The 15,287-nt window shown below is 39.4% G+C and carries 16 protein-coding genes; 9 read left to right on the top strand and 7 right to left on the bottom strand.

Annotated elements, in window-relative coordinates; translation table 11 throughout:
• Positions 1-146: 146 nt before the first annotated feature.
• Positions 147-1,103 (top strand): lipid A deacylase LpxR family protein, encoded by a 957-nt coding sequence (locus AW17_RS08235; protein ID WP_167343650.1) that lies wholly within the window; start codon positions 147-149, stop codon positions 1,101-1,103.
• Positions 1,103-2,212, top strand: coding sequence for an acyloxyacyl hydrolase (locus AW17_RS08230; protein ID WP_029275655.1), 1,110 nt, complete (start codon positions 1,103-1,105; stop codon positions 2,210-2,212). Before AW17_RS08235 ends, AW17_RS08230 begins: the two co-directional genes overlap by 1 nt.
• Here the strand turns inward: AW17_RS08230 and AW17_RS08225 are convergent.
• The 3 genes from AW17_RS08225 to AW17_RS08215 are packed head-to-tail and all read right to left on the bottom strand — an operon-like array spanning position 2,209 to position 4,655.
• The gene (locus AW17_RS08225) at positions 2,209-2,568 is read right to left on the bottom strand and encodes a CoA-binding protein (protein ID WP_029275654.1); all 360 of its coding nucleotides are present in this window, start codon (positions 2,566-2,568) and stop codon (positions 2,209-2,211) included. The genes AW17_RS08230 and AW17_RS08225 overlap by 4 nt on opposite strands.
• Before the next feature lie 44 nt (positions 2,569-2,612).
• Positions 2,613-3,080, bottom strand: a complete 468-nt coding sequence (locus tag AW17_RS08220; RefSeq protein ID WP_029275653.1) for a DinB family protein — start codon at positions 3,078-3,080, stop codon at positions 2,613-2,615.
• Between the two features lie 33 nt (positions 3,081-3,113).
• Positions 3,114-4,655: an NAD(P)/FAD-dependent oxidoreductase gene (locus AW17_RS08215; protein ID WP_029275652.1), complete on the bottom strand. Its 1,542-nt coding sequence runs from the start codon at positions 4,653-4,655 to the stop codon at positions 3,114-3,116.
• Between the two features lie 564 nt (positions 4,656-5,219).
• Between AW17_RS08215 and AW17_RS08210 the strand changes: the two genes are divergently transcribed.
• The 5 genes from AW17_RS08210 (at position 5,220) to AW17_RS08190 (ending at position 8,197) form a co-directional block, all read left to right on the top strand.
• Positions 5,220-5,801 carry a LemA family protein gene (locus AW17_RS08210; RefSeq protein ID WP_029275651.1) on the top strand — a complete coding sequence of 194 codons (582 nt, stop codon included), beginning with the start codon at positions 5,220-5,222 and terminating at the stop codon, positions 5,799-5,801.
• A gap of 83 nt (positions 5,802-5,884) precedes the next feature.
• Positions 5,885-6,328, top strand: coding sequence for a TPM domain-containing protein (locus tag AW17_RS08205; RefSeq protein ID WP_029275650.1), 444 nt, complete (start codon positions 5,885-5,887; stop codon positions 6,326-6,328).
• A gap of 3 nt (positions 6,329-6,331) precedes the next feature.
• The gene (locus AW17_RS08200; RefSeq protein WP_029275649.1) at positions 6,332-7,108 is read left to right on the top strand and encodes a TPM domain-containing protein; all 777 of its coding nucleotides are present in this window, start codon (positions 6,332-6,334) and stop codon (positions 7,106-7,108) included.
• A 111-nt stretch (positions 7,109-7,219) separates the two neighbouring features.
• Positions 7,220-7,609, top strand: a complete 390-nt coding sequence (locus AW17_RS08195; RefSeq protein ID WP_029275648.1) for a hypothetical protein — start codon at positions 7,220-7,222, stop codon at positions 7,607-7,609.
• A 39-nt stretch (positions 7,610-7,648) separates the two neighbouring features.
• On the top strand, positions 7,649-8,197 hold the full coding sequence (locus AW17_RS08190; RefSeq protein ID WP_029275647.1) for an NUDIX hydrolase: 549 nt from the start codon (positions 7,649-7,651) through the stop codon (positions 8,195-8,197).
• A 213-nt stretch (positions 8,198-8,410) separates the two neighbouring features.
• Here AW17_RS08190 and dnaA read toward each other — a convergent pair whose 3' ends face one another.
• From dnaA to AW17_RS08175, 3 genes are all read right to left on the bottom strand, one after another.
• A complete protein-coding gene (dnaA, locus tag AW17_RS08185; protein WP_029275646.1) occupies positions 8,411-9,841 on the bottom strand; it encodes a chromosomal replication initiator protein DnaA in 1,431 nt (476 codons plus the stop codon).
• A gap of 553 nt (positions 9,842-10,394) precedes the next feature.
• The gene (locus tag AW17_RS08180) at positions 10,395-11,942 is read right to left on the bottom strand and encodes an acyl-CoA mutase large subunit family protein (protein WP_029275645.1); all 1,548 of its coding nucleotides are present in this window, start codon (positions 11,940-11,942) and stop codon (positions 10,395-10,397) included.
• 125 nt (positions 11,943-12,067) lie between these two features.
• A complete protein-coding gene (locus AW17_RS08175) occupies positions 12,068-12,598 on the bottom strand; it encodes a DUF7935 family protein (protein WP_029275644.1) in 531 nt (176 codons plus the stop codon).
• Positions 12,599-12,690: 92 nt separating this feature from the next.
• On the opposite strand from AW17_RS08175, the gene AW17_RS08170 reads away from it, so the two are divergent.
• On the top strand, positions 12,691-13,044 hold the full coding sequence (locus AW17_RS08170; RefSeq protein ID WP_029275643.1) for a HesB/IscA family protein: 354 nt from the start codon (positions 12,691-12,693) through the stop codon (positions 13,042-13,044).
• A 151-nt stretch (positions 13,045-13,195) separates the two neighbouring features.
• Positions 13,196-14,425 carry an ABC transporter permease gene (locus AW17_RS08165; protein WP_029275642.1) on the top strand — a complete coding sequence of 410 codons (1,230 nt, stop codon included), beginning with the start codon at positions 13,196-13,198 and terminating at the stop codon, positions 14,423-14,425.
• A 107-nt stretch (positions 14,426-14,532) separates the two neighbouring features.
• Here AW17_RS08165 and AW17_RS08160 read toward each other — a convergent pair whose 3' ends face one another.
• Positions 14,533-15,270, bottom strand: a complete 738-nt coding sequence (locus tag AW17_RS08160) for a tyrosine-protein phosphatase (RefSeq protein WP_029275641.1) — start codon at positions 15,268-15,270, stop codon at positions 14,533-14,535.
• Positions 15,271-15,287: the final 17 nt, after the last annotated feature.

Genomic DNA, 15,287 nt, shown 5'->3' with positions numbered 1-15,287 from the left:
CTGAATAGACTTCCGAAGTTTTCTCCCGCGCCCAGCCGTTTCAAACTTCGGAAGACTCGTGTGCAATTGGCAAGCATCGTATCGAATTTTTAAACAATAATTAATACTTTTATGGCTTTATTAAACCATCCATATAAATGAAGTTGATGCTCAAACTATACTTTTCTCTGCTATTTATCGGCATAGCGGAAATCAGTTATGCGCAAAATTATAAAAATGAGCTTGTTGTTATCTCTGAGAACGATGCTTATATTGATATTACCAGCGACCGCTATTATACAAATGGTGCTTTTATCAAATATAGGCATGCCCTGAACGGGGAGAACTTAAAAGCAGGGAGAAGCAAAGAAATTATCGGATTTGAGCTTGGCCAAAAAATATACAATCCGTATTACAGCTTTGTGCCAAACCCCGCCCTGCACGACCGCCCTTTTACGGCATACCTTTATGGCGAGGCAAATTATAGTCGGTTTTACGCAAATAAACAGATGCTTAAGGTTTCTGCGCAGATTGGACTTACTGGAAAAGATGCTTTGGGTGAAGAGATTCAAAAAGCATTTCATAAACTGGTTGGTCAAAATCAGATCGAAGGATGGGAATACGGTTTAAACAGCGAACCAACATTAAACCTGGGGGTAGAGTACAATAAGCTTTTAGTGAGTACAAACAATAAAATATTCGATATTACGGGAATAACTTCAGCAGCAGTTGGTAATGTGATTACAAAAGCAAATCTCGGCGCAATGTTACGCTTGGGCAAATTTAACGATATGGATGGTTCATCGGCTTTTAACAGCTTGGTGAGCAATAACCATCCGAACAAATCGCAACGCAAGTACGAACTTTTCCTTTCGGTTAGCCCTCAGTTACATGCTGTTGCGTTCGACTCCAGTTTGCAGGGAGGCTTATTTTTGAATGATAAAGGGCCGATCACTTTTAAGCCTAAGCCAATTGTTTTTACCACGCAGGTGGGTTTAACTTTCGCCATTGCACGCTGGACAGCCAATTATACTGCTACTTTTACTTCGAACGAAGTTAAAAACAGCGCTACAGGCTACCGCTATGCCTTTTATAGTCTTGCTTACCGTTTTAGTAAAAGTTAATGAAAAAACAACTACTCTCTTTTATTCTCGTTATTACGGGCTGCGCATTTGCCAAGGCTCAAATTGCTCCCGAAAATCATTCGATTATTATTAAGCCCATATTTGGCACACATGTAAATAATGATCAGGGGCATCTGTTTCAGGACCAGATTACTGGATTTGATGCGGCATATTTTAAAGACATCAGCCAAAACAGCGATAAATGGATTGGGTTTGGTGGTGCTAAATCTTACGGAATCGGTTTTATTTTTAGAGATCTGAGCAAACTAAAGGGTACAAAAGATACATCAGCCCATGCTTTTGGGCAGGTATATGGCTTAGTGGCACAGATGGATTTTCAGCTATTCAAAGTCGGAAAAGCTAAATTTAATTTTACGCCAGGCGTTGGCTTAGGCTACACGAACAAGTATTACTTTAACAATACCAAAAACCGATTTTTGGGAAGCCCGATTAATGAAACCATTAAAGCTGATTTAGGAATGGAGCTGCCAATAAGTAAATATGCGGATCTGTTAGTAGGTTTCGGTTTTTTACACGTATCGAATGGAGGGGCTACTGTACCCAATGGGGGTTTGAACACCGGAAATGTTTACATCGGGCTTAAATTAAACAACCCAAAAACATTAACTGTTGAGCGGAAAAGCCCCTACACTACTTTACAGCGTAACTCAATCGAGCTTAGTGCGGGTTTAGGCGCGAGGGGCGTATTTGCGAACAGGAACAAAAGCTTATACAAAAGCGGGTTATATGCAGGTTATAATTTTTACCTAAATGATGTGCTATCGCTTAAGGCCGGTGCGGATGCTGTTTATTATTATACTGTATTTGACCCGGATAATTATGGAGCAACCTTTCAGAACTATGGCACTTCGTATGATAAATGGCGTACTGGGATCAGTATCGGTGCTGATATCAACTTATGGCGTGTAACTGTTGCGGCTCAGATTGGCAAATACATCCACTACAATAGGTTGATGGATAAAGCGACCTGGTACTGGACCTTCGGACCTACTTTTAATATTACGCCGCACATTGGCTTGCAGGCCAAAACCTATATGCACTTTGCGCAGGCAGATTATGTAAACTGGGGCGTGGTATATAGATTTTAATATTGCCCTGTGCTTAGCAATACCAAAGTACAGGCTTCAACAGGTTCGATATTGTGCTGATCCAATAATTTTTCGAGCTCATCATTTTCAGTTCCAGGGTTGAAAATTACCCGACTGGGCTTGGTTGCCAGGATATAATCGTGATATTGCGCCTGTAAAGATGGGCCAATATATAAAGTTATGGTATCTATATCGGTATGGATCTGATCCGGTTTTTCAATTTCAACGCCTGCAACCTCTCCTTTTTTTATGCCCACGTTAACAATTTCGTGATTGAAGCGCGTGAGCATATTGGCTGCTTTATAAGCATATCTGGATGGGTTTGGCGACGCGCCGATAATAAGTGTCTTCTTCATTTTAAAATTGATTACACAGATGGAGAGATTACACGGATTAACTATTAAAATTTAGAAAGCAAAGCGATCTGACCAGAATGGTAGGCATGGTGTTGTGCCAAACCACTTAAAAGCTCTGCATTGGTTACGCCAGTTCCCAACGCCGGGTTCCGCTCACTCTTTACTTCATCATTCCATTGGTTATTTTTCATGCTTTCGCACAAGCGGATGAGTTCTTCATTAGCAATTTTAAAATTAAAGATAATGCGTTCCCAAGCTTTAGGCGTTCTACTTTCGGGCACAGGCCAATCGCCCATTGCGGGTTCTGCAGCAGGTTTCCCACTCAATCTTGAGGTAACTTCTTCTGTCCAAGCAGTTAAATGCAGGGCGATTTCGGCAATAGAATGCGCCCCCGGTACAAAATGGCTAAACGCACTTTCAGGATTAACGTTATTTAAGGTTTGCATTACATGGTTACCATGCCAGGCATCGCCATTAAATGCCTTTTTAATTTCGTTCGTGATATTAAACATACCTAAACAACAATTGGGGCAATATAAAGTTTGTTAAGATGCGTTTAATATTGCATTTGCACAGTTAATACCATCTATTGCTGCCGATACAATTCCACCGGCATAACCTGCGCCTTCGGCACAAGGATATAAACCTTTTACCTGAGGGTGCTGGTAAGTCTCTTTATCTCTCGGAATTCTAACCGGTGATGATGTTCTACTCTCTACCCCTACCAAAATAGCTTCATTTGTATAATATCCCTTAATCTTTTTCCCGAATAACGGTAATGCTACGCGTAAACTATCTGATACGAAATCGGGTAAAATATTATCCAGCATAGAACTTTTGGTGCCTGGAAGATAGGAGTTCTTTGGTAGATCGATCGATAAGTTATTGTTCACAAAATCAACCATGCGCTGGGCTGGAGCAACCAGGTTTCCACCACCGGCCTCAAAAGCCATTTTTTCAATCTCCGATTGGAAATGCAACATTCTAAGCGGATCGTAACCCTGAACATCGTTTAAAGTAACCTGTACCACCGTTCCAGAATTGGCATAAGGATTATTCCGCTTAGATGGCGACCAGCCATTTACCACGATTTCATTTTCGCCCGTAGAACAAGGCGCAATTATACCTCCAGGGCACATGCAAAAAGAAAATACCCCACGGCTACCAACCTGCTCTACCAAACTGTAATAAGCAGGCGGTAAAAATTCCGATCTAATATCGCAATGATACTGGGCTGAATCGATGATTTCCTGAGGATGCTCAATCCGTACGCCTAAAGCAAATGGTTTAGCCTCAATCAGAATATTTTTACTGTTCAACAATTCGTACACATCTCTGGCAGAATGACCAGTTGCCAAGATAATATCATCAGCGAACAACTTTTCTTCAAAATTTATCTCAATTCCTTTTACTTTTCCGAATTCGATCAAAATATCAGTCATACGACTATCGAACATCACCTCGCCACCAGCATTCAGGATCGTATCTTTTATGGAAGTAATAATATGCGGAAGTTTGTTGGTACCTATATGTGGACGGGCATCGATAGCAATATCGGCTTCTGCCCCATGGTTTACAAAAACCTGGAGCACTTTATTAATATCGCCCCGTTTATTGGAACGGGTATACAGTTTACCATCCGAATAGGTTCCGGCTCCACCTTCACCATAACAATAATTAGATTCTGTATTCACTAAACCCTGCTTGTTTATAGCAGCCAAATCTCTCCGGCGTTGTTTTACATCTTTACCACGTTCGATAATAATGGGCTTTAATCCATTCTCAATACACTGCAAAGCTGCAAACAAGCCCGCGGGGCCAGCCCCGATAATAATCACAGGCTTCGCGTCGCTTACATTTTTATAATGAATAGTATATACTTCGGGAGTGGCTTCCTCATCTACAAAAACCTTTACCTGAAGTCTGAATAATACTTTTCTCGAGCGGGCATCTATCGATCTTTTCAGGATTTCATAGCCTTTAATTCTTGAGCCAGGTAATTTTAGCGCTTCAGCCAGTTTCTGCTTAATCACCTCTGTTTGCTCTACCTCGTGCGGGAGCAGCGTAATTTCGATGTCTTTTTGCATATCATGTCAGGTTTTTATCCCGAACGCTACAAAGATAGGCAACTATCAAGAATAATTAATAAAATTTAGCCCTCCGTTAAAAATGCATAATAAATTCATTTGCTCTCTTAGAAAATATTTATTTGGAAAGCAATTGCAGTATTCCATAGGTCTTTTTCTTCCTGCCCTACCTCCTCCCGACTTTACGTCGGGATCCGTTCGATCGGGTTTAATTAGGTTATTTCTTTGCTACTATGTCTCTTTTCTGTGGCACAGCCCAAAGTACCTAGCCCCGATCGAAGCGGACATCCCCGATTTAAGCACCGGTTTATGTTATATTTTGGTGTGCTTGCTTGTTTCACAGGTTTTCTATCGGGATAAAGTGCAGAGCGGGACCAACGTAAAAAAAAGCGAAAAGCACTGCGCTCCAAAACAAAAAAATGCCAATATCATCTCATTAAATTCAATGAGTGGCTTGTCAACCTGTCAGATAAATACCGAAACTGTAACAAAGGCATGCAATTTGATATCTAATTCGTAAATTGACCATAAATCAATTCTATTAAAAAGACAAAAACCATAAAAATGAAAAGATTAATATTTGGAATTTTAGCTGCAGTTATTGCAGTGAGTACTTTAAGTTCATGCGGATACAACAGCATGGTTAAACTTGATGAGAACGTTAAATCGAAATGGGGAACTGTGCAAACCCAATATCAAAGAAGAGCAGATTTAATTCCGAACCTGGTAGCTACTGTAAAAGGAGCGGCTAAATTTGAACAGGGTACTTTAACTGCCGTAACCGAAGCACGTGCAAAAGCAACACAGATGACGGTTAAAGCTGATGAACTGACACCAGAAAACATCCAAAAATACCAGGCTGCTCAGGGACAATTGAGCCAGGCTTTGGGTAAATTATTATCGATTACCGAAAATTACCCTGAACTAAGGGCTACCCAGCAATTCAGTGATTTATCAGCGCAGTTAGAAAGTACTGAAAACAGGATTACTGTTGCCCGTAAAGATTTTAACGATGCTGTGCAAGAGTACAATGGCAAAATCAGATCGTTCCCAACCAATTTAACAGCTGGTATGTTCGGCTTTAAAGCTAAGGGATATTTCGAGGCCGATGCTACCGCAAAAGATGCACCTAAAGTAGAATTTTAATATTCTTAACACAATATATAAGGGTAGTGAATGTTTATTAATTAAGCATTTATTACCCTTTTTACTTCATACAAAATAAACACATGTCGTTATTTTCAGATATTGAACAAGAAAAAATAGCAAACGCGATCTCAGATGCAGAAAGAGCAACATCTGGAGAAATTAGGATTGCTATTGACAAACACTGCGCGGGTGACCCATACGAAAAAGCTATCGAGTATTTTACCAAGCTGGATATGGACAAAACAGCCAAAAGAAATGGGGTACTGATTTACCTGGCGCATGCCGATCATAAGTTTGCCATTATTGGTGATGTAGGTATTAACCAGGTAGTCCCAGAAAATTTTTGGGAAACAGCCAAAATAGCGATGACTGCACACTTTGCAAAAGGCAATTTAGCTGATGGCATTATTGCGGGCGTAGCATTGGCCGGAGAAAAACTAGCCCTGTTCTTCCCTCCTCAAAAAGGCGACATTAATGAATTGCCAAATGATATCGTTTTTATGGACAATCTAGAGCAGAAATAAGCGATGAAGAAAATATTCCTTTTCTCGTTACTGAGTTTATTATTCACTTTCGCCTTTGCACAGGATTTTCCAGAGAAACCCAATACTTTGGTTAATGATTACGCTAATGTGTTATCAGCCGATCAAAAGCAGCAACTGGAAACTAAATTAGTGGCTTTTAATGATTCGTCATCAACACAGATTGCCATAGCAATATTAAAATCTGTAGGCGATTATGATATTAACGAATACGCCGTTGAGCTGGGCAGAAAATGGGGAGTTGGCCAAAGTGGCAAAAACAACGGTATTATGATTGTTGTGGCTGTTGGCGATCGAAAAATCTCTATTCAAACGGGTTATGGTTTAGAAGGTGCGCTGCCCGACATTTATGCCAAGCGTATTATTGATAACGATATTAAACCCAATTTTAGAGCAGGAAATTATTACGCCGGCTTAGATGAGGGTACTACTTCTATTATAAAATATACGAGGGGTGAATATAAAAATGATAGTCCAAAAGCTTCTTCAAAGAAAGGCGGCTCGGGCAGTATCATTATTATTATCATTATCATAATTGTGATCATCATCATCATGCGAAAAGGTGGTGGAGGTGGCAGCGAGGTAATTGGTAGTCGGGGTGCATCTAACGCTTTGTTCTGGGCTATGCTTTTTGGAAGCGGTGGCGGTGGCGGCCGAAGCAGCGGTGGCTGGGGAGGCGGTTCTTCTGGTGGAGGCGGCGGTGGATTCGGTGGTTTTGGCGGAGGAAGCTTTGGCGGTGGTGGAAGCAGCGGAAGCTGGTAGTCCATAGTCCATAGTCCATAGTCCATAGTCCATAGTCCATAGTCCATAAGTTAGAATCTGTTCCTTTTTGAACGTTACAACTTTCCAACAGATTAAAACATTACGACAATAATGTACAGAAGAGATTTAATCACAGCAGAAATACAGAAACTTGCACAGGTTTTGGCCCGTATTATGGGCTTAAAGTTAGAAGGCAAGCTGGCCGAGGCCAATCAACTTTTTGACGAAACCATGGAAGGCGGCTTTCAATTGCCAAAAGAAATTCTGGAAAATGAAGATCTTTCGGTTTTTGAAAATTGGTTAGCCGAAGGCAACCTCCCTCCCGAAAAACTCGACTCGCTCAGCGAATTCTTATATTACGAATTAGGTACAAGTCCTGATAGAAACCAAATGTTCGCGCCAAAACTGAATTTAGTCTATCAATACCTGTCAGATCGGCACAAGATCGTACATTTGGTAAACTTGCACCGTCAGAAAACGATACAACAGTATTTGCGCTAAACGCCACGCGCATGGCACTAAACAAAACAATGTAAATAGATGATTATAGAAAAGTGGCAGAGAATTGCCTCTAAATATTTAGTAAGAGAAAAGTGGGCTACCTTACGGGTAGACGAAGTTAAGCTTCCTGATGGTATTATAAAAGACGACTATTATGTTTTAGAGTATCCAAACTGGGTTAATGCAATTGCATTAACAGAAGCAGGAAAAATAATCATGGTGCGCCAGTACCGCCATGCAGCTCATATTGTTTCACTCGAGGTTCCAGGTGGTGTAATTGATGGCGATGAAGCGCCGGAGTTTGCAGTTAAACGTGAACTCCTAGAAGAAACAGGTTACAGTTTTAAAACCTGCAAACTTATTGCCGAGCTTTACCCTAATCCGGCAACATCAAACAACAAAACCTTCACCTACTTCTTAACAGGTGGTATTAAAACACATGAACAGCATTTAGATGAACATGAAATATTAAATGTTGAAGAATATACTGTTGAGGAAGTAAAGCAACTGATAAAAGACAATAAAATACCCCAGGCATTACATGTTGCGGCCTTATTATATGGCTTAGCTGAAGTGGAAAAACTTTAATTTTTTAAAAAACACATCAAAACGAAGAGGGTGTCCAAAAAGGAAAATCTTACGTCTGAGAATCGGCTGTATGAAAAATTTCTCCATCAGGTACCCGAATAAAAAAGGGGCTGTTAGACCTTTTCGGACAGCCCCTTTGTTTTTTGCATAAACTTTTGAACATGAACGAAAGATTTTATTTAACCCCTTCTACCTTTCAGTTCTGAACTTAGTTTAGCTCATTTTTAATTTCTTTTGGATATCGTGTACGTAAGCTTTAAACTTTTTATCGGTATCGATTAAATCTTCTACAGTTTGGCAAGCATAAATTACGGTACTGTGATCGCGGCCACCGAAGAAAGCACCAATTGTTTTCAACGATGATTTAGTATGACTTTTAGAAAGGTACATCGAAATCTGACGTGCCTGAACAATTTCTCGTTTACGTGTTTGCGATTTAACCATATCAACAGGAACCTCAAAATACTCGCAAACCAATTTCTGGATGTACTCCATTGAAATTTCTTTAGAAGTATTTTTAATGAAGTTTTTTAACATTTGCTTAGCAAGGGCTAAATCAATTTCTTTTTTATTCAATGTAGCTTGTGCCAACAGAGATACCATAGCCCCCTCTAACTCACGCACATTGTTATCAATGTTATGTGCAACATATTCTACCACCTCTCCTGGTAACTCAATACCATCAGCATACATTTTCTTTCTTAAAATGGCAATACGTGTTTCCAGATCAGGAATCTGTAAATCTGCAGATAAACCCCATTTGAAACGGCTTAACAAACGCTCTTCCAAACCAGCTAAATCTTTCGGTGCTTTATCAGATGTTAAGATTACCTGTTTGCCCGATTGGTGAAGGTGATTGAAAATATGGAAGAAAATATCCTGTGTTTTTTCTTTACCAGCAAAGTTGTGTACATCATCCATAATGATCACATCCATTGCCTGATAAAAATTAACGAAATCGTTAATGGTGTTGTTTTTTAATGAATCTACAAACTGCTGGCAGAATTTCTCACAGCTTACATAGATCACCAACTTATCTGGCATGCTGCGTTTAATCTCGTTACCGATCGCTTGAGCCAAGTGTGTTTTACCCAAGCCTACTCCACCGTAAATCATTAGCGGGTTAAAAGATGTACCTCCTGGTTTAGCAGCTACAGCGTAACCTGCAGAACGCGCCAAGCGGTTGCAATCTCCCTCAATATAATTTTCGAAAGTATAGTTAGAGTTTAATTGTGGATCAACATTTAATTTTTTTAATCCAGGGATAATAAATGGGTTTTTAATATCCTTATTAATGGAAACCGGAATCGGCATCGATTGTACCTTTGCCTCCGCTCCATTTCCATTTGAGGGCATATTGGTAGTATAAGGATTACCGCTGTTTGATGATTTATCTACAACGATGTTATATTCCAACCTGCCATCCTCTCCAAGTTGTTTTTTTACAGTCTTGCGAAGCAAGCCTACATAATGTTCTTCAAGCCATTCGTAAAAGAACAAACTTGGCACCTGTATAGTTAAAACCTTACCTTCCAATTTAAGGGCTGTTATTGGCTCGAACCAAGTTTTGAAACTTTGGCTCGGAATGTTATCCTTAATAATTTGAAGACAGTTCTTCCATACTTCTGTACAAGTTTTTTCCATTGCGATTTCCATAATTTATTGGTTTACAGTGCCTATTCGAATTAAAGGGATGGTCCGTTTAGGGACTACGAATATTGAGAAAATTATCAACATTTTAAACAAAAATTTCAAATAAATCGTAACGCACTGATAAGGAATATAGTAGCCCGCTTAACCTCAATTTTTTATGTTGATAACTATTTGTTAACACTGGTTATCCACATTAATCATAATTTAACATCAATACATCCCCATCACTTCGAATAGCTGTTGAAAAAGCAAAATCTAAGCCATTTTAGGCACTAGTTACGCGTTTTAGTCTTTTTTAATCTCGAATAAACTGAGAATCAAAGCCATAAGATAAATAAATTAATATTAATTTAAGCAGATCGTTTAAATTAATATTAGATTATTTCATTTCGCCTTATTGTTGTATGAATTTTACGACAGCTTAACTCATTATTTTAGGATCAATGAACAAAATATTCGTTCATTTTATCAAGACTTAATTAAAAGCAGAATCCCTTTAATTTTATCCTGAAATAAAGCGCAAAAACCACGAAGGTTAAGTTTATCAATAAACGCCAAAAGTCCGTCTAAACACATCTGCAATTTCGCCGAGTGTAGCATATTTTTCAACGGCATCTATAATCAACGGCATCAAATTTTTCTCGCCTTTAGCAGCTTCATTCAACTTTTGCAATGCCTTTTCTACAGCATCTCCATCGCGGGTTGCTTTTAAATATTCTAATTTTTCAGATTGCAGTTTGCGGATTGAATCATCAATATTAAAAACCTCTGTAAGGCCTTCTTCTTCCTGGGTAAATTTATTTACACCTACGGAGATTCTTTCGCCATTTTCGATTTCTTTTTGATACTGGTAAGCTGCATCAGCAATCTCATTTTGCATATAGTTGCTTTCGATGGCATTAACCGAGCCACCCATTTCATCTATCCGGTCGATATAAGCCCAGGCAGCAGCTTCTACTTCATCGGTCAAACTTTCTACAAAGAACGATCCAGCCAATGGATCTACGGTGTCGGTAACGCCGCTTTCGAAGGCAATGATCTGCTGGGTACGTAAAGCAATTTTTGCAGCCGATTCGGTTGGAAGCGAAAGTGCTTCATCATAACCATTGGTATGTAAGGATTGGGTTCCGCCAAGAACGGCAGCCATAGCCTGATTGCTTACCCTGATTACATTGTTTAAAGGTTGTTGCGCCGTTAAAGTTGAGCCTCCTGTTTGGGTATGAAACCTTAACATCTGTGCTTTTTCGTCTGTGGCACCCAAATCTTTGGTAATTTTTGCCCACATCCGCCTTGCGGCCCTAAATTTCGCTATTTCTTCAAAGAAATTATTATGGCAATTGAAGAAGAACGATAACCGCTTCGCAAATACATTAATATCTAAACCTTTATCTAAAGCGGCTTTTAGATAGGTTTTGCCATTAGCCAATGTAAAAGCAAGTTCTTGCACAGCGGTAGATCCAGCCTCTCGAATGTGGTAGCCAGATATAGAAATGGTATTCCATTTCGGTACTTCATTGCTACAGAACTCAAAAATATCGGTAATTAAACGCATCGATTGCTTTGGCGGATAGATATATGTGCCTCTTGCAGCATATTCTTTTAAAATATCGTTCTGTATCGTCCCCGAAATTTGTTTTAAATCTGCACCTTGTTTTTTAGCCAGCGCAATATACATGGCCAATAAAATTGAAGCAGTAGCATTAATCGTCATCGAAGTGGTGATGTCTTTCAGCTCAATACCATCAAATAAAATTTCAATATCCTTTAACGAATCGATAGCCACCCCCACCTTGCCCACCTCTCCATCGGCCATTTCATGATCAGAATCATAACCAATTTGCGTTGGAAGATCAAAAGCAACAGATAGCCCCGTTGTTCCCTGAGCCAATAGATAATGATAACGCTTGTTTGACTCTTCAGCAGTTGAAAAACCAGCATACTGCCTCATCGTCCACAAGCGACCGCGGTACATATCCTTCTGGATTCCCCTGGTAAAAGGAAATTCTCCAGGCAGCTCTTCCATTGGCTTCGCTTCGGTATACAGCGCTTTTATTTCAATACCCGAAGTGGTGGTGTACTTTTTTTCGCTCATAATCGGTTAGTTTATTAGTTCAATGGTCATTGGTTCATTAGTCCGGCGAAGTTGCTTAACTGTTGAAACTGGTTAATTGGTTAACTGTGCATATTTCAGTTAACCAACTGAAACTATTAACCTTATCAAAAAAGTTGATGAATATCCTTTTTGATCAGTTCGATGGTTAAATCGTAAGGATTTTCATCAATACTGGCCATGTGCTGTAAAATTGCTTTACTCAACTCAATTCCATTTGCATCAGCAGGTAAACCTTGTACTGCATTGTTAATCATGGCAATCGTATCATCTTTCAATTTACGCACCACAACCCAGGTTACACTATCTACATACAACTGTTGGGTAATATTATGTTGGTACTCTGAGCGGATTTCATTTAAAATACCTGCTTGCAGCGTAGCAATGGCAATTCCTTGCTGATGCAGGCGAACAAGCAAATTTGCAGGGTTAATACGATCGATAAATAGGATTAAACGCTCGTGAGCCTGCAAGCGCAAAGGCAAAATATGCGCCCGGCTTTCTTTGTTCAACTCGATGGTTTTTAAGTTAAAGAAACGCTGGATATCGCTCTTTAAAATATAATAAACAGCCATTAGTGCAGAGAAAATGCCTGCAAATAAGATCACTATATCAACTAAAATTTGTTGGGTATTCATAAGTAGTGTTTAATTACGGTAATATTAACGGCCCCTTAAAAGCAAAAATGTGCATTATTATTTATATTTGTAACAGATAAAATTTAAATAACATGAGCACAACAGTTGATACAGCATTTGCACCAGTTACTTTTTCTGAAGGAGCAACCAAAGAGTTATATAAATTAAAGGATCAGCAGGAGATAAGCGAAGATTACGGATTACGTGTTGGCGTAGAAGGTGGCGGCTGTGCTGGCATGAATTACGTTTTAGGTTTTGATCAGAAAAAAGATGGCGATCAGGAATTTTTTATAGATGGTATCAAGGTTTTTATGAACAAAGCACACCAGATGTACTTAATGGGCATGATGATCGATTGGCAGGATGGATTAAATTCTCGTGGTTTTACTTTCGTTAATCCTAACGCAACCAGCACCTGCGGTTGTGGTACGAGTTTCTCGGCATAAATAAAATATTATTGTAACATATAGTGCGGTCCCCTTGTCTAAACATCGGGACTTTTTTTATTTTTACCCATAGAGAGGTTGAAGGCAAAAGGTATAGGGTTAGCCCATCTTGATACTCAATACTTGATCCGATACTTGATACTTACAATAAATGAATTACAGAGAAAACATCAGACTGGCATTAGAATCTATTAAAGCGAACCGCTTGCGTACTATGCTTACCGCCTTAATTATTGCCATTGGTTTAATGGCTTTGGTTGGGATTTTAACCACTCTTGATGCTGTAAAGAAAAGTATGACGGATGCTTTTAGTAGCATGGGGACAAACTCTTTTACCATCAGAAACCGCGGTACAGGAATTAGAATTGGAAATGGCAAACGCCCAAAACCTTTTAAGGCCATCCGCTACGAAGATGCCGTTAAATTTAAAGATAGTCTGAATACACCTGCAACTGTTGCCGTAAGTGTTTTTGCCAGCGGTGGTTCTACTATAAAATACGGGAGTTTAAAAACCAATCCCAACATCAATGTTCAGGGTATAGACGAAAATGGCTTAGCCTCTCAAGGTCTAAATTTATCGCAGGGAAGAAATTTTAGTGTTTCTGAAATACAGCTAGGAAGCAACGTTTGTATTGTTGGTGGCGAAGTAGTTGAAAAATTATTTAAAGATTCCGATCCTTTAGACAAACTGATCAATGTAGGTAATAACCGTTTTAAAATTGTTGGCATATTGGAGAAAAAAGGATCGAGTATGGGCTTTAGCGGCGATAGGGCTGTTTATGTGCCTTTGCTAAAAGCCAAACAGATTAACGCCAATGCCAATCCATCTTACACCATAACCGTAATGGTACCCAGCAATGAGATGCAGGAAAACATTATTGGCGAATCTACTGCACTATTCAGAAATATCCGCAAGGTAAAGGTGAACGAAACCAATAATTTCGAGATTACCAAGAGTGATGCCATTGCTCAAACTTTATTCGAAAATCTGGCTTTTGTGGCTATTGGTGGTGTTGCCATCGGAATTATTACCCTAATTGGAGCTTCAATCGGTTTAATGAATATCATGCTCGTTTCGGTTACTGAACGTACACGCGAAATTGGTATCCGTAAAGCCATCGGCGCAAACCCGAAGGTAATTCGCCGCCAGTTCTTGATCGAGGCCGTAGTAATCTGTTTAATGGGTGGTGCTTTAGGTATTTTTCTCGGAATAGTTTTAGGAAACCTGATCTCACTGGCCATGGGTGGCGCATTTTTAATTCCCTGGTTGTTTATTATTGGTGGTTTTGTATTATGTGTATTTGTAGGAATCCTATCTGGATATTATCCTGCTAAAAAGGCATCAAAACTAGATCCTGTAGAGGCCTTGAGGTATGAGTAATGTTAAATCGGTTAATTGTTTAAACTGGTTAACTGCAAACCTACAATTGGCTTAACATATTTCATAAAACAGTTAACCAATTTATACAGTTTAAACAATTAACCCTGCTACAGCAATGCGTTATTCAATTGAGACTGAGTAAGCAGTTGTTGCATTAAGGGCGTACTAAGACTATCTTCGAGCGCTGCAGCGTGTTTTAAATGGTGCATATCGCTGCCTACAAAATCGACCATATGATTTTCGACCATTTCTCCTGCTACTTTTTTTGCACCAGCGCCATAATAACCTGTTAAAGCAATGCCGTTCATTTGTAACAGGCAGCCGGTTTCTCTGATCTGATGATAGCTTTCGAAAGAATTGTAGTAGTAAGGGTACCGTTCAGGATGTGCCAACACAGGCTTATATCCGGCATCCTGCATCATCTTTATAAAATCGATCAGGTTCTGAGGGGCGTTTATATATGATAATTCAAACAAAAGATAATTATCACCAAAAGTTAAAACCTCTTTCTGCCTGATTTTTTTCTCTAAGGTTTCATCCAGATAATATTCGGCAGCGGCATCAACCTCCAGATCGAATTCCATTTCCTGTAAACCTTTTCTTAACGTGTCTAATCCACGGTTAATGGTATCGGGCGTATTTCGAAAATAATCGGCCATGATGTGCGGAGTAGCGATTAGCTTCTTGTAACCCAGATCTTTAAATTTTTTGGCCAAAAGGAAAGAATCTTTAAGCGTTTGTGCACCATCATCAATCCCTGGAATAATGTGCGAATGCATATCTGTACCGATACCAGAGAAATTAAATTCGGGTGCTATTTTTTTCTTTTTAAATAATCCGAACATAATGGTAGATCATAGCT

It is taken from the genome of Pedobacter borealis DSM 19626 (assembly GCF_000708285.2).
GTDB lineage: Bacteria > Bacteroidota > Bacteroidia > Sphingobacteriales > Sphingobacteriaceae > Pedobacter > Pedobacter borealis.
Note: the sequence above shows the minus strand (reverse complement) of the source record. Positions and strands in the feature narration are given on the sequence as shown.